13 protein-coding genes and 1 tRNA gene are annotated in these 22,142 nt (G+C 69.5%); all 14 read right to left on the reverse strand.

Annotated elements, in window-relative coordinates; genetic code table 11:
* Positions 1 to 76: 76 nt before the first annotated feature.
* The 14 genes from AB0959_RS09960 to tmk all read right to left on the reverse strand — a co-directional run bounded on the left by AB0959_RS09960 (position 77) and on the right by tmk (position 21,995).
* Positions 77 to 466, reverse strand: a complete 390-nt coding sequence (locus AB0959_RS09960; RefSeq protein WP_366825831.1) for an SCP2 sterol-binding domain-containing protein — start codon at positions 464 to 466, stop codon at positions 77 to 79.
* Positions 467 to 1,320: 854 nt separating this feature from the next.
* On the reverse strand, positions 1,321 to 1,974 hold the full coding sequence (locus tag AB0959_RS09965; protein ID WP_366825832.1) for a response regulator transcription factor: 654 nt from the start codon (positions 1,972 to 1,974) through the stop codon (positions 1,321 to 1,323).
* 4 nt (positions 1,975 to 1,978) lie between these two features.
* Positions 1,979 to 3,487 (reverse strand): histidine kinase, encoded by a 1,509-nt coding sequence (locus tag AB0959_RS09970; RefSeq protein ID WP_366825833.1) that lies wholly within the window; start codon positions 3,485 to 3,487, stop codon positions 1,979 to 1,981.
* Between the two features lie 94 nt (positions 3,488 to 3,581).
* Complete coding sequence (locus tag AB0959_RS09975) at positions 3,582 to 4,850, reverse strand: Clp protease N-terminal domain-containing protein (RefSeq protein ID WP_366825834.1); 1,269 nt, start codon at positions 4,848 to 4,850, stop codon at positions 3,582 to 3,584.
* Positions 4,851 to 5,144: 294 nt separating this feature from the next.
* Positions 5,145 to 5,639 (reverse strand): hypothetical protein, encoded by a 495-nt coding sequence (locus tag AB0959_RS09980; RefSeq protein ID WP_366825835.1) that lies wholly within the window; start codon positions 5,637 to 5,639, stop codon positions 5,145 to 5,147.
* Positions 5,636 to 9,238 carry a CHAT domain-containing protein gene (locus AB0959_RS09985; RefSeq protein WP_366825836.1) on the reverse strand — a complete coding sequence of 1,201 codons (3,603 nt, stop codon included), beginning with the start codon at positions 9,236 to 9,238 and terminating at the stop codon, positions 5,636 to 5,638. Before AB0959_RS09985 ends, AB0959_RS09980 begins: the two co-directional genes overlap by 4 nt.
* Positions 9,239 to 9,371: 133 nt before the next feature.
* Complete coding sequence (locus AB0959_RS09990) at positions 9,372 to 9,950, reverse strand: hypothetical protein (protein WP_366825837.1); 579 nt, start codon at positions 9,948 to 9,950, stop codon at positions 9,372 to 9,374.
* Positions 9,884 to 10,840: a hypothetical protein gene (locus AB0959_RS09995; RefSeq protein WP_366825838.1), complete on the reverse strand. Its 957-nt coding sequence runs from the start codon at positions 10,838 to 10,840 to the stop codon at positions 9,884 to 9,886. Before AB0959_RS09995 ends, AB0959_RS09990 begins: the two co-directional genes overlap by 67 nt.
* A 26-nt stretch (positions 10,841 to 10,866) precedes the next feature.
* Entirely contained in the window at positions 10,867 to 12,117 is a 1,251-nt protein-coding gene (locus AB0959_RS10000) for a hypothetical protein (RefSeq protein ID WP_366825839.1), read from the reverse strand.
* Positions 12,114 to 14,387 (reverse strand): hypothetical protein, encoded by a 2,274-nt coding sequence (locus AB0959_RS10005; RefSeq protein WP_366825840.1) that lies wholly within the window; start codon positions 14,385 to 14,387, stop codon positions 12,114 to 12,116. The genes AB0959_RS10000 and AB0959_RS10005 overlap by 4 nt, the downstream gene beginning before the upstream one ends.
* Before the next feature lie 695 nt (positions 14,388 to 15,082).
* Positions 15,083 to 15,159 (reverse strand) — tRNA-Thr (locus AB0959_RS10010).
* 101 nt (positions 15,160 to 15,260) lie between these two features.
* The gene (locus AB0959_RS10015; RefSeq protein ID WP_366825841.1) at positions 15,261 to 16,967 is read right to left on the reverse strand and encodes an alpha/beta hydrolase; all 1,707 of its coding nucleotides are present in this window, start codon (positions 16,965 to 16,967) and stop codon (positions 15,261 to 15,263) included.
* A gap of 192 nt (positions 16,968 to 17,159) precedes the next feature.
* Entirely contained in the window at positions 17,160 to 18,365 is a 1,206-nt protein-coding gene (locus AB0959_RS10020) for a DNA polymerase III subunit delta' (protein ID WP_366825842.1), read from the reverse strand.
* Between the two features lie 156 nt (positions 18,366 to 18,521).
* Positions 18,522 to 21,995, reverse strand: a complete 3,474-nt coding sequence (gene tmk / locus AB0959_RS10025) for a dTMP kinase (RefSeq protein ID WP_366825843.1) — start codon at positions 21,993 to 21,995, stop codon at positions 18,522 to 18,524.
* Positions 21,996 to 22,142: the final 147 nt, after the last annotated feature.

Raw genomic sequence — 22,142 nt, forward strand, 5'->3', positions numbered from 1 at the left:
ATCGGGCGTGGATCGGGCGTGGATCTGGCGTGGATCTGGCGTTGGCTCAGGTGCGGGGCCGGAATCGGCCGCCTGCTCAGACCGGCAGGCCCTCAGCCCTGGCGATGTCCGGGTACTGGTCGAAAGCGGGTCGCAGCAGCGGTACGAACTCGAGGACCTTGGCCACGTTCCCCTTGATCCGCACCTTTCCGGTGGCGACGGCCACCGGCATCAGCAGCTTGCCCAGCCAGAGGTCGTGGGCCGTGTCGGAGCTCATCTTCAGACGGATGGCCGCCGGCTGCGCGGGAGCGCCCGCCATCACGCCGTCGGGGGTGACGTGGAGTTCCACGTCCGGCTTGGACTGGATCAGGTGCAGCGAGATACGGGATTCCCTCATGCGCTGGGTGAACGTCTCGTCTTTGAGGAGGATTTCGAACAGGTGGGTGAAGATCCGGGTCGCCTGGTCGCTGGACTGGAATGTGGGCATGGCGAAATTCCTCGTGATTCCTCGTATCGAAAGGGAAATGGGCACGAGCACGCGAACGGGCACGAGCACGGGCAGCATGATGAGTGCGCCGTGCACGCGGCAGGGACAACGGTGAATTCGAGCGAACGGTGCGGTAACGCGTCGAAGCGCTATGCGTCCGGGCGCGAGAAGGGCGCCTCTCCGGTACGCGGAGAAGAAATCCGGCTCAGCCGAACGACAGACTGCCCGTGTCAGCCGGACCCGATCGCCGGCTCACCTCCGCAGGTCCGCTCTCGGCATTCCCGAGGCCTGGAGCCCTGCTGCGACGCTGTGGACAGACGTATGCATGGCTGCCGCCACGTAAGTACACCCCCGTGTGCTTGCGTTCGTGCTCACCGACGTCCTTCCGGAGCCTGCTTCCTGAGGCCGGAAAGCCTGGTGTCGACTCCTCGGGCGAGAACGGGGCGTTGACCGGTGCACGGACCATCGACCGCCACATACCCGAGTTCGACCGCCGACGCGGAGTCGGTGTGATTTGACCTTCGCAGGGATCCGTCAATGCGTCAAGCCGCCGCAAATTCGATCGGATCACATGTGGAGCAAGTGTGAACCGCCGCCAGGGATAACTGTTAACGCGAGTAATACCAATGAGCTCGGTCCGGCGCGGCTTACCGGGGTGGTTACCCGTCGGTTGCGCAGGGGGTTCAGTGGCCGGCTCGGGAAAATGAAACCATGGCGTGCAGATCGGGCCACGGACGGTGAGCTCCCCCTCCGGCGCCCGTGCAGCCACCCGAGCGAGCGATCTCGTGAGAGGGGAGACGAGTCACTCGCCCTCCCCGTCCGCATCCCTGCCGCCGTGCCGACGGAAGGGCCTCTCAACGGTCGTCGAGCAACCCGGCGTCATGGGCGAGCACGGCGGCCTGTACGCGGTTGGCGCAGCCGGTGCGGGTGAGGATCCGGCTGATGTGGGCCTTGACCGTGCCGGCACTCAGATACAGCTGATCGGCGATCTCCGCGTTGGACAGGCCAGTGCCGAGCAACCGCAGGACGTCCCGTTCGGCCGGGGTCAGTTCGTCGATCCGGCGCAGAGCGGCCTCGGTGTCCCGGCCGGACCGTACGTGCCTCTCCAGCAGCTGCCGGGTGATCCGGGGTGCCAGTACCGGCTCACCTTTCGCGGCGAGTTGCACGGCGCGGATCAGGTCGGCGGGACCGGTGTCCTTGAGCAGGAATCCGCTCGCCCCGGCCCGCAGGGCGCGCGTCACGCTCGCTTCCTCGCCGAACGCCGTCAGCATCACCACACAGGTACGGGGCGAGAGGCGGGCGATGTCCTCGGCGGCCGCGATCCCGTCCCTGGCCGGCATCTGGATGTCGAGCAGGGCGACATCGACGTCCTGGGCACGGCAGGCCGCGGCGGCCTCCCGCCCGTCGCCCGCCTCGGCGACCACCTCGATGTCGTCCGCGTTCTCAAGGATCAGCCGGATTCCCGCGCGCATCAGCGCCTCGTCGTCGGCGACCAGGACTCGGATCATCGGCTCATCTTAGAACCGCGTTCGCCAGCAGTACGACGAGGAAGACGACCGTCGGGACGACCACGAGCAGCGCCAGGCACCCCGAACCGAGGACGCGCGGCCAGGTCAGAATCTCTTCCGGCAGAGGGGCACGCGCCCCTCTTTGCTCGGCACCTATCGGAGAGCTGCTGCTGGACGGCCGGGTGGACAGCTGGGTGGACATCTGACTGGACGGCCGGGTGGGCAGCCAAGCCGCCACACGGAACCCACCGTTCGCCAAGCCACCCGCCTCGAACATGCCACCGAGCAGCGAGATCCGCTCCTGACACCCGGCCAGCCCGCTGCGGCTCCCCCCGTGGGAACGGCCCGCCACGCGGGGCGCCTGGTTGGTCACGGACACCTCGATCCCGCCGGCCGTGCCCCTGACCTCCACCCGGGTGGGCGCTCCGGACGCGTGCTTCAGTACGTTCGTCAGCCCCTCCCGGACCACCCGATGGATCGCCTGACGCGTACGGATGCCCACCTCGTCCTCGTCGGGAACGGACCAGTCCAGCTCGACCGTGCTCCCCGTCTGCCGGGATTCCGTCACCAGAGCGGCGATGTCCTCACGCGTTCCCCGTTCGCCCCCGGTCCCGTCCGTCGGGTCCGTCATGTCCTGCGGGTCCTGGAGGTCCTTGTGCCGCAGGACGCTGAGGATCTCGCGCAGTTCCTCCATGGCCGTACCGGCGGTCGTACGCAACAACTCGGCCTGTCCGGCGAGGGCGGGCGCCTGCCGGGCCGCGGCGAGTTCGAGCGCCCCGGCGTGCACGGAGATCAGGCTCAGTCGGTGGCCCAGGAGATCGTGCATCTCTCCCGCTATCCGGGTGCGTTCCTCCATCCGGGCCGCCGTGGCGGTCAGCGTACGGGCCTGCTCCAGATAGGCGTTGCGTTCCCTCAGCAGGCTGACCAGCGGCCGCCGCCGACCCAGCAGGGTCCCTGCCAGGGTGGGGAGGAGAAGCAGCAGCACCGCCGAGACCGCGTTGTCGGCCAGTTCCGACGGCAGGGGTTCGGGGCGGACCAGAGCACGGGCGACGGTCAGGACACCGACGGCGGCGCAGGCCACCCCGACGACCCGCCACGCCCACCGCGGCGGTGCGATACGGCGGGTGGCGGCGAGCACGACCAGCGGCGCCACCGCCAGCGTCCACACGTTGTCACCCACGACCAGTACCGAGGACCCCAGGACCGCGGCGACCGGCCGGCCGCGCCGGGCGGGGACGAGCAGCACCGCCCACAGAGCCTCCAGGACGGCCGGCACCGGCCGGTGCGGGGGCGCCAGCAGCAACGGCATCAGACAGAAAGCTGCCACCAGAACACACACGAGTGCCTCGACGACGACCGTACGGCGCTCAGCCGCACGCACCGCGGCCCAGCTCCCGACCGCTTCACGGCGCACCCACCGCGACGCAGCGCCCGCCGTGTGCCCCAGCCGTAAGGACGGACTGGACGGACTGGACGGGCTGGACAGACTGGACGGCTGTGTGTCCTCGGACATCTGACTCATCATCACCCCTGCCCCGCCACGGTGGATCTCCCGCGAGGAACGGTAGCCGTGCCGTTGGCGGTCGCCGCGCGGCGGGCCACGGAGGTCATGCACCCAGCCCGAGGCTCAGTTCCGCCCGCAGCGCGGCCACGTCCACGTGGTCGGCGGCCAGCAGCCGTACGACCTCGCCACCGGCCCCGGCGTCCGCGTCCCCCTCGTCGAGCAGCGCGGACAGCAGATGGACCGTACCGACCGTGGGCGAACCGTGCTCGGCGGCGGACAGCCGCGCGACGGCCACGACCCGGTCGGCGGCGGCAGACAACCACACACCGTCGCCGTCGCCGTCGCCGTCGCCGTCGCCGTCGGGGACAACGGCGGCCGGGCTCGCGCACGAAGCGGAGGAGACCAGGGAGACCTGCCGTACCCCGTGCCGGCGCAGCAGGGCCGGAGCGGCGTTGGCATCCGCCAGACTCCCGGGCAGCGAGCGCCCGGCAACGGACAGCGCCCGGTCCAGGGCCAGTATCCCCAGCAGCAGATCGACCGGCTCCGCCGCGGCACGCCCGCACCGCACCGCTTGCCGTACGGCCTCCGCGGACACCACGAACAGCACCGGCGAGCCGTTCACGGTGCTCTGGGAGGTCCACGAAGCGAACGCCCGGGTCAGGCGGTTACCGCTCTTGCCGACCGTTCCGGTCCGGCGGAGATGGGTGACGCCGCGGGATTCCGGCCCCTCGGTCTCCTCGGCGGCGCGCGCGTCCAGCCCGTCGAGCGCGGTCGCCGCGGCGGCCGTGTCCAGCCTCTCCAGCAGCATGGCCTCCCGCGCCCTGGTGTCCGGCAGGTCCAGCAGGGCACGGGCCACATGACGGCAGCGCACCGAGATCGTCCCCTCGGCACGCGCCGACCTGAGCGCGAGCAACAGACAGGCGCGCATCGCCCCGGTCATCCCGGGCAGCCCCCGGCCACCCTCCGGAACGGCTCCACGCCCACCGAGACCGAAACGCCACTGCGCCTCACGCCACGCGGCATCGACCTCGCACTCGTCGGCGTCGTGATCAGCTCTGTCCTCCGCACCGGCCGCGACCGGCACACCGTGCCCCTCGTCGTCGCTCACCCAACCCCGGCCCGCGTGCCCCTTGATCAGACCACTGAGAGAACCGGCCTTCCGCATCCCCGGAGCGATCGCCGCACCGGCGTCCGTGTCCCCCAACACGAGCTCCCCCAGCAGCGTGTCCGTCCCGACGACCGCCAACTCCCCCTTGACCGCACGGCGCACTGTCTGCTCAAGCAGGTCCATGACGTCCGGCTCGAACTCCGTGGTCGCCCCGACCACGCCCATGCCGTCGGCGTGCACTCCGGCTGTCGCTCGCTGCCCCATCAACGTTCCCCTCAAAGCGCGGTGACCTGACGAGAACGACGCTAGGCGCACCCTCCACACCACCGCGTCGGCCGACCGTCCAGTTCCCCGGTCCGATCGGCGAACCGACGTCACCGCGACATCGACCCGGGACAGCCCACGTGACACACCACACCCCGAGCAACACAAATGGCACATGTCTCAGTCCCGCTGCTCGCACCCAATGTCAGTCTTGGACACCCGGCTGGGATTGAGGGCCAGGCATCAAGGAGCCGTGACAGCAGCGAGAGTCACGCCGCAGAGGTCGGAGATCTGCTACGGCGGCGGCTGGTTGAACAGCCGGACCAGTGCAGAGAAGGGGTGGGACGGGGGGAAGTACTCCGTTTCCACCGATTCCGTGAACCCCTTCTCGGTCCGATGGACGGTCCTCTTGTGTGTTTTCCGATTGCGGGTCGTGATGAGGTACATGCCGTACATGACGACAATGCCCAGAATGGCTGTCTCGATGACCGGCAGTTTCGCCTTCGCGTCCAAGAGCGCGTTGCGGACGAGTTCGGCTTCGTCAGGGTCTTCCCAGGCTGCTGAGAGGATGAGTAGAGCGCCCTGTTCCAGATGGCCGGAGTGCACGGTCAGCAACTGGAGCAGTTGCTCGGCCTTCGCCGGATCGCTGGCTGCGGACAGCACCTCGGCTCGCATGTCCTCGTACTCGAGGTCATCGGTCCGTTCGGCGAGGTAGTAGCGGGCTGCCTGCTGGACGGTGTCCGCATCGGCACCGAGGGACTCCAGGCATTGGGCCAAAGATTCCGTCATCGCCAGTCTCCTTCGAGTGTCAGGGCCCAGGCCAGCCAGGCCGGTTGGTGTTCTGCCGCGGCCAGGGACGCCTGCCTCAGCGCTGGGCCGAGGGGCTCGCCTGCCAGGAAGCGAGAGAGCGCGTCGTCGAGGACGGGAAGGACCGCTGAGGCGACCACGTCCCACCCGGGGGCCACGACCGCGGTTGTGCCCGCGGTACGCAGCGCGCCGAAGAGCCCTAGCCGGTCACCGAGTCCGGCGGGGTGGCTTACTCCACTGGAGCACGCTGCGGAGAAGACCGTGCGTGACGCCCTCGGCAGGCTGGTGCACTCGCGCCAGCTGAGCCGGTGGACATTGCCGAGCGAACTGCTCGCGGCGACCGAATTGGCCAGGGGCAGCTTTCCCAGGTGTGAGAGCGAAAGGGCGACTTCGCGCTCGCTGGGGTTGACGAAGCCGTGGCAGAGCAGGACTGCGACATCGCATTCGTTCATGACTGTGCGGAATGCGGCGAGGTCGCACGCGGCTTCGCTTGGCGCGAGCGCGCCCGGTGCGAGCACTGCGGCTCTTGCCGCAGAAGCGCGGAGAGCGGTGGCGACCTCAATGTCCTCACCCGTGCGGGGCACGGTGAGGACCCCGATCCGGCCTCTGGGCGGCTCTGGCGACCGTAGGAACGACTGCAACGCAGTCCAGCCCGAGGCGTAGGAGACGGACCAGTGAGGACCGATGGCCGCGTGCCAGGGCAGGTCGGCCGTCGCCGCATGTTGGAGGACTACGACATGATCGCCAGGCTGGGCCACGCTGCGCAGCACGTGCAGGATCCACTCCTCGGTCCGGCGCCATTCGGGCCGGTCCAGCGGGTCACCGCGGCGGCGGGGGGTCCAATCGAACAGACGCTTACGAAGCTTCTTTGCGAGTGCCGAGTAGTCGATGGAGAGTTGGGGGATGAAGTACGTCAACACATCGCCGGAGGCGTCGATCCGGGTGAGGATGGAGCAGAGGCCGGTTTGAGGCTCGGCGTTTCGCCTACGGGTGTAGAACCATTCCACTACGACCAGGCCCTGTTGCGGCGAGGCCAGTTGGGCGAGCGCGCTGTCGCTGAAGCCCTCGTCGAGCATGGTGACCGTCGGCAGCTGACGCAGGGCGGCCGTCCGCCCGGCGGCGTCTCGCTGGAGTTCGGCAACCAGCCGGAAGTCCGGCCACTCCACCTGCGGGGCGCCGCGCTCTTGTGACCGGGGTCCCTCTGTCTCATCGGGGAGTAGATCGATCAAGAGGCCCCCGAGGTCGGCGAGGGGGGCGGCGAGCTTCGCCGGTTCATGCACGACCTTGGTGATGTCGGGTACGCCGCCGATGTCGCCTGCCACCGCTGCAGGGACCTGTACAAGGCGCTTGCGTGCTTCTGGCATGTCCCCGCTCAGGTACGCGGCGAAAGCCAATTTCAGCAGGGTGACGCCTTGGGGATTCAGGCCATGACGCTCTCGGATCGCGTGGGCTTCCCGCCACGCCTCCCGCACGGTGTCGTCATGCGACCCGTCGGTGCGCGCAGCTTCGAGGAGTCCGGCTCGCCCGCTGAGAGCCGCGGCGCTGAGTACGGCTTGGCCGTCGACCTCGGCCCGCTCGGCGAGGTCAAGCAGCAGTGCGGGCAACACGGCGACGCGCTCCCGAGCAGCCTGGTGCAGGACGACGCGCCGTCCCAGAAGGGTCGTCCAGGCTTCTGCTTCCGTAACCAGGTTCCTGGCATCGTTCGGGCTGTGCGGCCTGTGCGGCGTCACGTTGGCGATCAGTAACTCCGCTGCCTCCTCGGGGCGGCGTCCCATAGCGAACCGGTGGGCTCGGAGCAGGGCGTAGTGCCGGGCTTCGTCCGGCGGAGCGACCTGTTGGGCTGTGGCCAGCGCGACGTCTGCGGCCGCACGCTCGTTGAGCGCCTCGTGCGCCATGGCCATGTAGCACAGGAGAGACGGGTCCGGACCCAGCATGCTCATGGCCTCGTTGAAGCCAGGCAGTGCCAGGTCGGGCCGGCCGAATGCGAGTTGAGTCAGTGCCAGATTGGTCAGGGCCCACGGGCGTCGAGAGGACGACTCGCCCAGCAGACCGAGCACATCCAGGCGGATGGACAGCGCTTCTGCCAAGCGTCCGCTGTCTTCCAGCGCGCTGGCGCGCTCGTGATGCAAGCCCACCTTCAGATCGCTGGCCAGCTCCGCCTCCCACGGTTGGGGAGCGGCCCCCAACCGGGCAAGCACCCGCGCCGGTCGGTGCGCACGGTTCAGCGCACCGGCGAGCCACGCCTCCGCGCGGGCCCGCGCGGCGATGCCGCCTCCCAGGCACGCACACAGGGCCTCGCCCACGGTCTCCAGATCGTCGGTGCGGCTCTGTCTCACGAGGAACTCGGCATGAAGTCTGGCCGTGGCGACGAGGGCGTCGGGCACGAGCTTTCCGGCGCGGTCACGCAGCTCGTCGATCACTGCCTCCACCGTGGTGACAGTACTGCGCATGGCCGACTGGCTGATCGCCTCCATCAGTTGAGGGTGCCCGGCGTCGCGGGCGATGTCCTCCAGTAGAGCGGGCTGCGCGAGGGGGACGAGTTCGGCCGGTTCGCCGGTCATGGCAGTGTTCAGCCAAGTGGAAGCAGCCTGCCACGCATGCTCGAACCGGATGGTGGCTCTTGCTCGTTCGCGTGAAATACGGCTCGATTCCACGGCCCGTGTCAGCGGCTGCTGTGTCCGTGCCCAGAGTTCGTGCGCAAAGTACAGGTCCGCCCAGTGCCGTCCCTGCGGATGAGGGCGCTCCGCCATTGCATGAAGGCTTGCCCTGACCGCCTCGAGAACGTACGGCGACAGCCCTGCCTGATCTTCGAGCAGGGCATGTGCCGCCAGTGCCAGCCGGACCCGGTGCGGCCCTGTATCGGCGTATGTCCGCAGATCGCTTTCCAACGAAACCCCGACCGGCGGATCCTGCCGAGCACTGATGCGATCGGTCCACTCTCGGCACAGTTCGTCCAGCACCGCGACCTGCACGAGCGTCAGTGCCGCCATTCGATCCTCCTGGTCATACCGGTCAGGTGCGACGAGAGGAGTGAGCGACGCGTCGTCGGCATCATCAGACTGGAAGCGACCGATCTGCAGTTCGGGGAAGTCACCGGACAGAGCCAGGTGCGCAGCGGCGAACACGGGCGGGGTGAACGCGCGCCAGTCGGTCGACAGCACCTCGGCCACATCTCCGCATACGACCGCACGGGCCACCACACGAACCGGCTCCAGCCGTTCGGCGAGCCGTGTCAGAAGAACATCCCGCAGGATCACAGCATCGGGACACTCGATCACGTGCGGGGCACTTTCAGTCCTCAGCAGGGCCCGCCAGTCGGTGTGGGCGAGCGCCCCTCGGTCACCCGCAAGGATCGCTCCTGCCGTGTACAGGGCCGTCCCACTGCTGGGGAGAAGCGTGACCAGTGATGCCGTCCTGCCCAGCGGCTCGCTGCATGCCTGACACACCGCCGTATCCAGAGCACCCAGGAGAAGGAGACGGAGTCCGTCGACATCGGTCTCGTCGATCAGCCGGAGGGAGCCGGCACCCAGGGCTTTGGCGGAAGCGCCACAGCGACCGCAGGTGATCACGACTGCCGCCACGAAGAAGCCGCAGGACGGGCAGCGGAACGCAGCACCTCGGGTTCCACCCGGTCATCCACGGTGACACATCGTTCCGCGAGGTCACGCTGCACCCCTTGGGCGAGGGCGCTCGTCCGGCACGGTTTGGTATTCACTACCACAGTTCGACCTCTATCGAGCGCTGAACGCCAGGCGAATCAATGAAAATGCACATGAAACCCCAACGCTGTGGGCGCGGATTGGCCTTCTTGGCCACACCCTTTGCACGGCGACCGTCCCGGTAGATCAGGATCAGTTCAACCTGCGCCTGCCACTGCCAGATCCCCTCGCGTACTGCCTGAGGTGTCATGCTGATCAACGACGCGACAAAGCGCCCGAAATTCCCCCCGAGCGATGTCGGCAGATCCTGTGTGCCAAACCAATCGCGGGACACGGCCCGCAATACCGCATCAACCTTCTCCAACGAGGTGATCCGCAGTACGGCAGAATTCGGGGCGGCCTCCGCCGTGGGACCAGTGGGCGCTAGGTGGCACTCATGGCCAGAAGTTACAGGCTGCCATTCGATGACCTTCCACAGAGTTCCCGCAGGGTCCGGACTCAGCCGCATGTATCGCCATTCCGGCTGGTAGCCGTGGCCGATATCAGGTGCTCCGTTGCCGGCTTCGTCTACAGAAGCAGCGTGACCACCAGCATCACGATCATTATGAACAGCACCGCTCCCGCGCAGCTCCACGCCACCCGTCGGAGGAATCGCTCGGGATCGGTTTGATGTGGGTTCCGCTCGTTTGTCGGGGGCTTCGGGTTCGCGGTCGCCAGTGTCGGCGCCGCCATCCCTTTTCCCTGCCCCACCTCTCCTCCCGGCGAGGAGGTCACGCGAGGGGATCCCGGGCGAGCTGGAACAGTGGGGCGCTCGCCGGGGCGTACGAGCAGGGTCAGTGCGGTGTCCGGCCAGGCCTCGCGGAGCCTCGTCACGGAGCTGGATTCCGCGAAGTCGTTCTTCGCATCCGACTCGTAGACCAGGTTGCCCAGGACTGCGATGCCTTCCTCACTTCCAGAAAGCAGGCGTGACACTCGCTCCAGAAATCCGCACCGGTCCTTCGCCTGGTCGTGCACGCCGCACCACACCGCAGAGAGGACTTCCCTGGGCTGTGTGTCGGCCGAGGGATACGGGTCCAGGTCCAGGTTCCCCACCACTGCGTCGAACCGTTGCCTTGTCTCTCTGCGGTGGTTCGGGGTGTGCTTCCCTCGCAGACGACTGATCGCCTCATCGGGGAACTCGTCGGAGAGCGCGTCGGCCAGGCACGAGGTGTCCTTCGCACCCGGAACCTCTTCCAGCCAAAGGGCGAGCAGGGGGAGCACGACCGCTGTCACTGTTGGGTGGCCGCATGTGCCGTTGAGGGCGATTTTGAACTCGCGTTGGCGTCCCCGCGCATCTCGCCGTCCCGAGGGGATCGGAGACAGGTACACCGACCAGTCGCCGGAGCGGGCCTGAACGCCGAGCCCTTGCCTGTTCCAGTCCACCAGATCCGCGAGGTCGAGCCACCACTCCTTGTCGGGCTCGCCACCGAGGAAGTCGTACTCCTCGTTCACCCCCTCGCCGCGCATCTTGATGTGCACGTCCATGGGTCCCCCACTCCGCCGCTGCCCGCTCACAGACGCCGAACCCGGTCGCTGTATTCGCTCTTGGCCAGGCCGTCGATGACCGACTGCAGGTTGTGGAGAGCTTTCAGAGCTTGCAGACGTTCACGGCCGACCTGGTCAGCAGCTTGCTGATCACGAGCCGACTGGCTCAGACCGACGCTGCGCAACCACCTGAGGAGAGGAAACGGCCCGTTCGGCTCGGTCAGCCTGATGAGTTCGGACTGCCCTATCCATCCGGAAACGACGCTGTCCGCAGCACGGAAGAAGTTGCCCACCAGGCCGCGGTCCCGGTTCGCATACGACTGGACGGATCGATGCTGCTCGGTGAGAGCCCACTCGTGCTCCTGCTCGGCCTTCTGGCGGGCCTCGGCCAGGGTGCGGCAGAGGGCGATGAGGAGGTCGTCGACCCCGCGAATATCGCGCTTGCCGTCGTTGACGACGCGGAAATGGGATTCGCACCGCACCCCGGTGTCAGGGTCGGGCGGCCACGTGACATAGGTGCGGTCCACGCAGCCAAGGGTGTCGATGGGCAGGTAGAGCATGTCTACGTGCGGGGCCTCCGTGCGTACCGCCTTGATGCAGTCGGCGTAGGTGGTGCGAAACCGCTCGTAGAGCTCGGCCGAGCGATCAGCGCCGCGAACATGGTGGCCGTCGGTCTGGCGGCGGACGTACGTCTCACACTTGACCGGCACGAAGACCACCAAGGCCGGTGAGTCCGACGCCGCCGCGCGTCCCCTCGCCCACATGCGCAGCACCTGCATGGCGTCGTGCAGGCGCAGCATCAAGGGTACGGCTCTGTTCTGACGCGGTGTCACGGCCTCCATGAGCGGCGGCGCCTCGACCGGCACCAGCAGCACGGAACTGCGCAGCATGAAATCCTTCAGCGGCTCCCAGGCCTCCTTGACCTTCGTGCTGTCGCGGCGCATCTTGGGGTCCAGCCAGCCTCCCGGGTAGTCCTTGAGGTGCAGGGCGATGCCGCTGTCGGGCAGACCCGGGTCGAGCCGCAGACGGAAGTCCACGACGGCTTCATTCGCTTGGAGCGACTCGCTCACGAACTGGCCGCGCTGTACCACGCCCGCCAACGCATGAGCGTGATCGGCCATCAGGCCCGCGGTCGGCTCGTCGTCCGCGACGACCGTGACACCGCTTCCCGCCAGCATGTCCTGACCGGAAAGGAACACGGCACTGATCAGGGAGGTCTTGCCGACGCCGCTCGGGCCGACAAGGCCGATTTCGAAGGCGACCTTGTCGCTGCTCATGCTTCCTCGCCCCCTCGCCGAGCTCGCCGGGCAAGAGCTTCACTGACCGTGCGCGCGAGTTCGGCCAGGTCCTGTGCCTGCTTCGTGGCAGCGTCCAGCTGACGGAAGTCATCGGGCCACAGGACGTCTCGGTGGCTGCGGGCCAGCCGCAAGAACTCCCGTCGCGAGTCACCCGAGAGAATCAACTCGTCCTCGAACTGCTTCACCGCGGCATAGAGCACCAGTGCGGGCAGCACGGCTTCGCGCTGCAGGGCGACCATGGTCTCGAAGGCCGCCTTGTGAATTCGTTCGCGGAGTTGCTGTTCGAGCAGCTCGACTCCGGTCTCGTCGGCCGGCACCAGGAGTGCCACGCTGTGTCGCCCGGTGTCCGGATCGACGCCCTCGAAGTTGAACCCGTCCAGTTCCTCGCGCACACGAGGATGGAGATGCGTTCGATAGTCCAGTCGGGTCTGCAACAGGTCGTTTACGGCGTCCGCCAACACGGAACACGACGACCTGCGCAGACGAGCTTCCAGATTGCGCAACGCGTGCTCTCCGCTCTCCCCCTCCACCAGGGGCTCGCAGGCACCGCGGAAGGCAGCGGCGATCTGGTTCCAGATGCGAGCCAGCTGCTCGTGGAAGAAGCCGTCGAGTGCTCGGAACCGTCGAGTGACTTCGACTCGGACCCGGTGCATCTCCTCGACGATGAACGGAGAGGCGGCACGTTCGGTGGGCATGCTGAGCCGGGCCTCTTCCTGCCAGCGGGCCGTACCCAGTCCGAAGCCGTCCTCCGCCCACTCGCGCACCTCGTTGAACACGGCCTCCACGGCGTCGGTGTACCGCTCGTCCACACCCTCCCGATGGGCGGCGCGCCACAGCCCTTCGACCACTTCCCGCAGGCCTTGATCCACTTTCCAACGCAGCTCGGACGCCCGCCGCTGGAGCAGTTCCGGGGCTTGGTGCGCCAGCTCGGCGGGGTCGGCCCGGTCGGCGAGCAGCAGGGGCAGTGCTTCGTCGATCCGGCGGGCGGTGTCCCCGGCCCGCGCCATCACCCCGGCGAACACTTCGTCGTCCATCTTCGGCAATGTTCGAGACAGTGTGTCCAGCATCGGGAGGAGCAGAGTCTGGTGCACGGCATCGGGGTCGATGGCGTTCGTCTCCAGGACCTCGTAGAACCCGCCGTCCGTACCGGCGTTCACCCAAGAGCGCAGTTGGTTCCGCAACACGTCGATCCTGCCGAGGGCCTCTCCACCATGGTTGATCACGAAATAGACATAGTCACCCGGGGTACGAACATGGCCCCTGGCCCTGTCCAGAAGCTTGAGCGCCTTGTCGTCGGAATCGCCGTAGTAGGCCGCAGTGGAACTCGGACGTACGACAAGTAGCACGGCATCCACGTCATGCCGCAGGTTGCGCACATGTCGCTCGTCGGCATCAGCCACCACCTCCCCGAGACCCGGCAGGTCAACGATGACCAGACGTGCGACGTCGCTGCGCGGAAAGGGGCTTTCGATCACTGCCTCGCGCACGGCCAAGTGGGGCCGGTATGTCGTGCCGGCCACAGCCTCTTCGCTCGTCGGGTAGGCGATGTAGGGTCTCAGCCCTTCCAAACTGCGTTCCACCCTCTTGCCGTCGAGCAGGCCGGCATACGAATCGAGCGACTCCTGCATGCCCAGCAGGGTCAGCAGCTTGGCGTTGTTGCTGTGCTCAGCGGGAGCGTCGCGATCCGGCTTCGGGTAGCCCCGGTCCCGGAACTCCTCCAGGGTCCGCGGTACGTCGTCAAGGCCAAGATCCCGGTGGTATGGGGCAATGACGTCGGCCAAGAAGGACTCGACGCTGTGCATGTGCAACACGGCGCGCTGGCGATCGCTCTGCATGATTCGACTGCGCACGGCGGTTACCGGTACGTCCGGTCCGGTCGGTATCTGCTCGTCCGTCAACCCTGAAATGCTCTGCAAGAGTGTGCTCTTCCCGACCCTTGCCTTGCCACTCACACCGATATTGATCGTGGGTCGGGCAAAACGGCTGCGCGCCGCTCTCAGATCCTCCAGCGTTGCCGACACCTCGCCCCTCAGCCGCTCCAGAGCGACAGCATGATCGGTTACGGCATTTGCGGCGTGGCCGCTGGAGAAACCCACGACTTGGTGATCCACTGCCCCATCAAGCGACTGCGCGAGCCTGCTGAGGCCATCTTCGGCCTCGGACCATCCAGCGATCTCAGCGTCAATTTCTCCCAACCGACCGTGCCGTGCGGCCACCAGCGCTTCGATGCGACCCGCGACTTCCCCCACTGCTCCCCCTCATAAAGAACTCCTGCCACTCCCTCAAGCCGACGGGCCCCGTCCACGCCGGCGGAATTCCCGCCCCATCTCATCGCGATCACTCGCCTCGGACAATGTGAGTGGCTGTCCGCTGCGCTCTACAACGGCGTCCCCGCCTTCGAAGGTCCCGGTTCAAGGCAGTGTCATCAGCCTGTCCGCGCCTGCAACTGCTCCCCCGAAGCACATAAAAGACCCGAGTCGAGCCCCATGGCCTCGACGCGTTACCTCGGTCCATTCTCCAATGTTGAGGCCTCCGCTTACCCGGGCTCATGGCGATTCTCCGCAGGCATTGGGAGCGCGCCTTTAACGGACGCGCCCCCTTGCGCGCCCTTGAGCGCCTAGAGCCGGACCTCCAGCATTTCGGGACGCGCCCGATCTCCGGGTTGCTCATCAGAGGCTGATTGCGGTCGGCGTCAACGCCGACGGCCACCGCAAAATCCTTGTCGTACGGCCGCAACGCTGAGACCGGCCCCGAGGGGGCCCTCCACGCCATCCTTCCGCCCAGTTCCTCACCCAGGCATGACGCGCCGGGGAAGCAACGCTCCAAGCCGCTCCGCTCACGCATCGCTCACGCAAGCAATCTCACGGCACCCCCAGCCGTGTGACGCGCCATGCCCCGAGCAACAGAAAACCCCAGGTCAGCGACTATCTGACCCGGGGTTTGATGGAGCCGCCTTCGGGATTCGAACCCGAGACCTACGCATTACGAGTGCGTTGCTCTGGCCATCTGAGCTAAGGCGGCGCGCTGTCCGCACTATGGTGCGATCAGCAACGTCGGTAAGTCTACACAGTTTCCAGGGTGCTCCGTACCGGCCCCCCAGGCACCCCGGAGGGCCGGCGTGATCAAGGCTGTGAGCAGCGTTTTCCTCGGGTGGGAGGGGTGCCGGTGAGGAGGTAGGTGTTGATCGCGGAGTCGATGCACGCGCTGCCGCGGCCGTACGCCGTGTGACCGTCGCCGTCGTAGGTGAGGAGTCGTCCCGAGGACAGCTGGGAGGCGAGGGCCCGGGCCCAGGGGTACGGGGTCGCCGGGTCGCGGGTGGTGCCGACGACGACGATCGGGGCCGCCCCCTTCGCCTCGATGCGGTGAGGCGTGCCGGTGGGCTTCACCGGCCAGTACGCGCAGCCCAGCGCCGCCCAGGTCAGGAACCGGCCGAAGACCGGGGAGGCCTTCTCGAAGGCGGGGAGCGCCTGCCGTGCCTGCTCGGGGGTGGAGAACGCCGACGGGGTGTCCAGACAGTTCACGGCGGAGTTGGCGGAGATCAGGTTCTGGTACGCGCCGTCCACGCCCCGCTCGTAGTAACTGTCCGAGAGGGCGAGCAGACCGGAGCCGTCCCGGTGCTTGATCGCCCGGGTGAGTGCCTGGCGCAGCCGGGGCCACGTCCTCTCGTTGTACATCGCCGCGACCGCCCCCGTGGTCGCCAGCGACTCGCCGAGCATGCGGCCGCCCGAGTCACCGGCCGGAATGGGTTTCGCGTCGAGCCGGGTGAAGAAGGCCTTCAGGTTCCTGCCCACCTGCGTCGGGCTCGTGCCGGCGTCTCCCAGCGGGCAGTCCCGGCGACGCACGCAGTCCTTCGCGAACGACCGGAACGCCGTCTCGAACCCCGCCGCCTGGCCCTCGTTGAGCTTCCGGGCGGGCAGGGACGGGTCCATCGCGCCGTCCAGGACCAGTCGGCCTACGCGCTCGGGGAACAGCCCCGCGTACGTCGCTCCGAGGAACGTCCCGTACGACGCCCCGAGGTATGTCAGCCGCTTGTCGCCCAGCACCGCGCGCAGGATGTCCATGTCCCGGGCCGCCTCGACCGTCGAGACGTGGCGCAGCAACCGCGGGGAGTGCGCGCCGCAGCCGTTCGCGAACCTCTTGAAGGCGTCGACGAGTTGGTCGGTCTCCCGCCGGTCGTCGGGCGTGAAGTCCGTCTGTGTGTACGCGTCCATCCGGCGGCCGGTGAGGCACTGGACCGGCTCGCTCCCGGCGACGCCGCGCGGGTCGACGGCCACCAGGTCGTAGCGGGCGCGGACCGACTGGGGGTAGGTGATGCCCGCGTACCCCTGCAGGTAACGGACGGCCGAGCCGCCGGGGCCGCCCGGGTTGACCAGCAGCGAGCCCAGGCGCTCGCCGGGGCCGGTGGCCTTCTTGCGGCTGACCGCCAGTCTGATGTCGCCCGCTTCCGGCGCGGCGTAGTCGAGCGGCGCCTTCATCGTGGCGCACTGAAAGCCCGGTTCACCGCAGTTGCGCCAGGTCAACTTCTGCCCGTAGTACGGGGTCAGAGACGATGGCGTGGAGCCGGGCAACGCGTTGAGCACGGGCGCCCTCGTCGCCGCCGTGGCCCCCGACGTCGCCTTGGTCCCCGATGGTGCCGTGGCCCCCGATGGCGCCGCGACCCCCGTCGTCGACGCCGCCGATGTCGAACCGCCCAGGGAGCAGGCCGAGATGAGCAGCGCGGAGGCGAGGAGGAAACCGGGGGTCGTGCGCAGGGGTCGGTTCCGGCGGTCGGGACGAGCCCGGGTGGTCGTGCCGCTGGAGGGCAACCGGGGGCAGCTCCTGATGTGCATGGCGCGATCGTAACTCTGCGCGATCACCTGGTCACCATTCGCAAGCCGAGCGGCTCGTACGGGTGACGGCGTCGACGCGTCGGTCCGCCAGATGGCCCCCTTCACACCCGGGGCCCATGGATCAACGGGGCCCATGGACCAACGAGGCTCATGGATCACCGGGACCCATGGATCAACGGTGCCCGTCGGACCTCATCCCGTCCGCAGCGCCATCGTCATCGCCTCCACCGCCAGCAGGGGGGCCACGTTCCGGTCGAGGGCGTCACGGCACGCGGCGATCGCGTCGATGCGGCGCAGCGTCGACTCCGGTGTGGTGCCCCGTACGACGCGCTCCAGCGTGTCGTGGGCCTCGGTGTTCGCGAGGGCGACGCGGGAGCCGAGCTGGAGGGCGAGGACGTCGCGGTAGAAGCCGGTGAGGTCGGTCAGGGCCAGGTCCAGGCTGTCGCGCTGGGCACGCGTCCGCCGGCGCTTCTGTTTGTCCTCCAGGTCCTTCATGATGCCGGCCGTGCCGCGCGGCATCCGGCCGCCCTGGGCCGCGCCCAGCGCCGCCTTCAGCTCCTCGGTCTCCTTGACGTCGAGCTCCTCGGCGAGTTGCTTGGACTCCTCCGTGGCCGCGTCGACCAGTTCCTGCGCCGCCTTGAGGCAGCCGCCGATGTCCTCCACGCGCAGGGGCATCTTGAGCACGGCGGCCCGCCGCTCCCGCGCGCGCGGATCGGTGGCCAGACGGCGGGCCCGGTCGATGTGCCCCTGAGTGGCGCGGGCCGCGGCGGCGGCCCTGTCGGGCTCGATGCCCTCACGCCGCACGAGCATGTCCGCCACCGCGTCCACCGAAGGTGTGAGCAGACTCACATGGCGACATCGGGAGCGGATGGTGGGCAGGACGTCCTCGAGCGAGGGCGCGCACAGCAGCCACACCGTGCGGGGGGCGGGCTCCTCGACGGCCTTGAGGACGGCGTTGGCCGACTTCTCGTTCAACCGCTCGGCGTCCTCGACGAGGATGATCTGCCAGCGGCCGTTCGCCGGCGAGGTGAACGACTTGCGGACCGTGTCCCGCATGTCCTCGACGAGGATCTGCGAGCCCACGGCGGCGACGGTGCTCACGTCGGCGTGTGTGCCCACCAGGGCCGTGTGGCAGCCGTCGCAGAAGCCGCAGCCCGGGGTCCCGCCCAGCGCGCGGTCCGGGCTGACGCACTGGAGGGCCGCCGCGAAGGCCCGGGCGGCCGCGGTGTGTCCGGCGCCGGGCGGGCCCGTGAACAGCCAGGCGTGGGTCATCTTCGACGCCTCGGGCAGCGGGGCGTCAGCGGCGGCCGCCGTGACGATCGCGTCGGCATCCCGGGCGGCGGCTTCGAGCTGCGCGCTCAGCCGCTCCTGGCCCACCAGGTCGTCCCACACGGGCATGCGGCACCGCCCCTTCCGTCACGCTCTGCCTTGCCGCACCCCATTGTGCGCGAGACCACTGACAGCCGGGGCCGGACCGGCGGGGCGGGCCGCCGGGCCGGACCACCGGGACCCGACCACCGGGACCCGACCCGACCGCCGGGGCCGGATCGACGGTCAGCGCCGCCGTCCGCCCCTGCCACGGCCCCGGCCGCCGCGGCCCCCGCCACGTCCGTCGTCGTCGCGGTCGCCGTCGTGCCGGCCGTTGTCGTCCTCGTAGCCCTCGCGCGGTCCCAGCAGCTCGTCCGCCAGGGTCGGCAGGTCGTCCAGCGGGGTCTCCTCCGCCCAGTCGGAGCGGCGGCGCGGGATGCCCTCGGCGTCCACCTGGGGCAGCTCGCGGGTACGGTCCTCGGGGCCGCCCGGCGCCGTCCGCTCGTCCCGGAAGTAGCCCGGAGGCACCCGGTCCGCCGAGTCACCCGAGCGCCCGGCCCGGCCCGATCCACGTGTACCGGTCCTCGGAGCGGCATCCTCCTCCCGTACGGGAGGCAGTACGGCCGTCTCGTCGGCCGCACCCGGCGGCACCGGCGGGAGCACCGCCGTCTCGTCGGCCGCGCCCTCCGGCACCGAGGGCTTCCGCAGGACCGTGGTCTCGTCCGCGGCCCCCGGAGGCACCGACGGCTGTGGCAGCTCGGTGGTCGTCTCCGAGTCGGGTCCATCGGGTCCACCGGGTCGGTCGAATCGGTCGGACCGGTTGGGTTGGCCGGACCCCTCTGGTGGCCCATCGGGCCGTACCGGCGGCAACACCGCCGTCTCGTCCACCGGGCCGCCCGACGCGTTCGTCGGCGTCACGACCGGCGTGGGGACGGTCATCTCGTTGTCTGGCGTATCCGGCGTGTCCGGAGCCTCCGGAGTGTCCGACGTGTCCGGCGAGGACGAGGGGGACGAGGGGGACGAGGGGGACGAGGGGGACGAGGGGGAGGATGCGGGAGAAGACGCGGACGTACCCGTCCTGGACGCCGTCCCGGCCGAGGCCGCGGCCGAAGCGGCAGCCGCGGCCTCGGCCGCCACCCGCCGTGCCTCCTCGGCCCGCAGCAGCGCGTCCTCGGCCTTGCGCTGCTTCTCCAGCCGACGCGCCTCGGTCTCGGCCCTCAGCCGGGCCTCCTCCTCGGCCTGCCTGCGGCGACGGTCCTCCTCGGCCTTGCGGCGCGCTTCCTCCTCGGCCCGCGCCTTCTCCTCCGCGAGGAGCCGGGCGCGCTCCTCCTCGGCCCTCCGCTGCGCTTCCTCGGCCCGCCGCCGGGCCTCCTCCGCCTGGCGCTCGGCCTCGCGCCGCTGGGCCTCCTCCAGCTCCCGCCGCTTGCGCTCCTCCTCCTCGGCGCGCAGCCGGGCGAGCTCCTCCTGGCGCTCGCGCTCCAGGCGCTCCTCCTCGGCCTTGCGGGCGGCCTCCTCCTCGGCCTTCCGCTTCGCCTCCTCCTCGGCCTTGCGGCGGGCCTCCTCCTGGGCCTTCACCTCGGCCTCGGACAGCGGCAGCATCAGGTCGAGCCGGTGCCTGATGACGGTGGTGACCGCCTCGGTCTCCTGGCCCGCGTCGACGACCAGGTAGCGCCCGGGGTCGGACGAGGCCAGCGTCAGGAAACCGGACCGCACGCGCGCGTGGAACTCGGCCGGCTCCGATTCCAGCCGGTCCGGCGCCTCGGTGAACCGTTCGCGGGCGGTCTCGGGCGAGACGTCCAGCAGCACCGTCAGATGCGGCACCAGTCCGTTCGTCGCCCAGCGGGAGATCCGCGCGATCTCGGTGGGCGAGAGGTCCCGGCCCGCGCCCTGGTAGGCCACCGACGAGTCGACGTAACGGTCCGAGATGACGACGGCGCCCCGCTCCAGGGCGGGCCGTACGACGGTGTCCACGTGCTCGGCGCGGTCGGCGGCGTACAGCAGCGCCTCCGCGCGGTGCGACAGTCCCGCCGACGACACGTCCAGGAGGATCGACCGCAGCCGCTTGCCCACGGGTGTGGCGCCCGGCTCGCGCGTCAGCACGACCTCGTGTCCCTTGGCGCGGATCCACTCCGCGAGGGCCTCGGCCTGGGTGGACTTCCCGGCCCCGTCGCCGCCCTCCAGGGCGATGAAGAAGCCCGAGGCGGCCGGGGCGACCTCCGGGTCGTCCCCGCCCCGGAGCGCGTCCAGCAGGTCGTGCCGCAGCGGAACCCCGGAACGGTCGTCCACCTTGGCGAGCACCAGCGCGGCCACCGGCAGCAGCAGCGCGCCCACCAGCATCAGCGTGAAGGCGGCGCCCCCGTGCGCGAACACGAACTTGCCGTTCTCCAGCCGGTGCGGCCCGATCAGTGCCGCCAGCACCGGGGCGATCACGGCGCCGAGCGCCACGAAGACCCGTACGACCGCGTGCAGGTGCTCGGTGGTACGCGTCCGGCGGAAGTCCTCGGCCTCCTGGTCCAGCAGCGTGTGCCCGGTGTTCGCGGCGATGCCCGCGCCGACGCCCCCGAGGGCGAGGATCAGGATCACGCTGGTGACGTCCGGTACGAGCCCGGCGGCGAGCAGCGCCACACCGGTGAAGGCGATGGCCAGGGCGAGCAGCCGGCGCCGCGACAGCGCGGGCAGGACCGACGGCGCCCTGCGGATGCCGACGACGACGCCACCGGTCAGCGCGAGGACCAGCAGCCCGTAGGTGACCGGCCCGCCGTCCAGGTCCTTGGCGTGCAGAACGGCCACGGCGACCGCGGCGGCGACGGCGCTCGCGACGGCCGCGCAGGCCAGCACCAGGATCGCGATCGCGCCGGTGCGGCCCTTGTCGGCGCCGGTGCCCGACTTGGGGCGGCGCAGGCCCTCGAGCGGCGACCGCGCGCGCGGAGTGCGGATGTCGGGCAGTTCGAGGAAGACCAGGACCGAAAGGGACGCGGCGAACAGTCCGGCCGCCACGTACGAGGCGAGTGCCGCCTGGTGCTGGCCGAACCAGTCGATCCCGGCACCCAGCAGGTTGTTGAACAGGGAGACCACGACGAGGCCGCCCGCCGCGAGGGGCACCGCCACGAATCCCGTACGCAGGGCCAGGCGCCGCAGCGCGTCCATGTGGTCCGGCAGCGGGCGCACGGTCGCGCCCTCCAGCGGGGGCGAGGGCAGCAGCGCGGGCGCCGCGCTCTCGCGGCACACCGTCCAGAAGCGCTCGGCGACTCCGATCACGAAGGCGGTCACCAGCAGGGCCGCGAGCGCGTTCGGAGGAGTCCAGTCGATCCACAGGGGAGCCACGATCAGCAGCGCGGCGCGCAGCCCGTCCGCGCCGACCATGGTCCAGCGGCGGTCGAGCGGGCCCTCCTGGGACGTGAGCGACGTGAGCGGTCCGAGGAGGACCGCCCCGAAGAGCAACGTGGCCAGAACGCGCGTGCCGAAGACGGCGGCCACGGAGAGGGCGACCCCGCGATAACCACCGCCGAACGAACCCTGGTCGATCGCCGCCTGGAACGCCAGTAGCACCAGGACGAGCAGGGCGAGGGCGTCGCCCACACCGCTCACGAGCTGCGCACTCCAGAGCCGCTTGAGCTGCGGCTGGCGCAGCAGGGCGCGGACGGCGCGCTCGCGGGAGTCCGCGACCAGGGCGTCGTCGGGGGCGGGATTGTGGGCCGTTGGCTGCTCGGCTCGCGTCATCTCTCTCTTCCGTCCGGAGAACCGTCGGATCCCTCTATTGGGCGATGGTACGCGGGCTCTCCGTCGCGCTAGTTTGGGCCAAGTTCGGGCAACAGGGCCTACCGCCGGGTCGGCGGGAAGTCAACGTCAGGTAGCCCGTTGGGCGGG

It is taken from the genome of Streptomyces sp. NPDC046862, assembly GCF_040704615.1.
Taxonomy (GTDB): domain Bacteria; phylum Actinomycetota; class Actinomycetes; order Streptomycetales; family Streptomycetaceae; genus Streptomyces.

Bases quoted from the DNA above. Each gene is read 5' to 3' on its own strand.
- AB0959_RS09965 (WP_366825832.1), bottom strand. From the start codon at position 1,974: ATGATCCGAGTCCTGGTCGCCGACGACGAGGCGCTGATGCGCGCGGGA.
- AB0959_RS09980 (WP_366825835.1), bottom strand. From the start codon at position 5,639: ATGACGGAATCTTTGGCCCAATGCCTGGAGTCCCTCGGTGCCGATGCG.
- AB0959_RS09960 (WP_366825831.1), bottom strand. From the start codon at position 466: ATGCCCACATTCCAGTCCAGCGACCAGGCGACCCGGATCTTCACCCAC.
- AB0959_RS10000 (WP_366825839.1), bottom strand. From the start codon at position 12,117: ATGAGCAGCGACAAGGTCGCCTTCGAAATCGGCCTTGTCGGCCCGAGC.
- tmk (WP_366825843.1), bottom strand. From the start codon at position 21,995: ATGACGCGAGCCGAGCAGCCAACGGCCCACAATCCCGCCCCCGACGAC.
- AB0959_RS10015 (WP_366825841.1), bottom strand. From the start codon at position 16,967: ATGCACATCAGGAGCTGCCCCCGGTTGCCCTCCAGCGGCACGACCACC.
- AB0959_RS10020 (WP_366825842.1), bottom strand. From the start codon at position 18,365: ATGCCCGTGTGGGACGACCTGGTGGGCCAGGAGCGGCTGAGCGCGCAG.
- AB0959_RS09995 (WP_366825838.1), bottom strand. From the start codon at position 10,840: ATGGACGTGCACATCAAGATGCGCGGCGAGGGGGTGAACGAGGAGTAC.
- AB0959_RS09975 (WP_366825834.1), bottom strand. From the start codon at position 4,850: ATGGGGCAGCGAGCGACAGCCGGAGTGCACGCCGACGGCATGGGCGTG.
- AB0959_RS09970 (WP_366825833.1), bottom strand. From the start codon at position 3,487: ATGTCCGAGGACACACAGCCGTCCAGTCTGTCCAGCCCGTCCAGTCCG.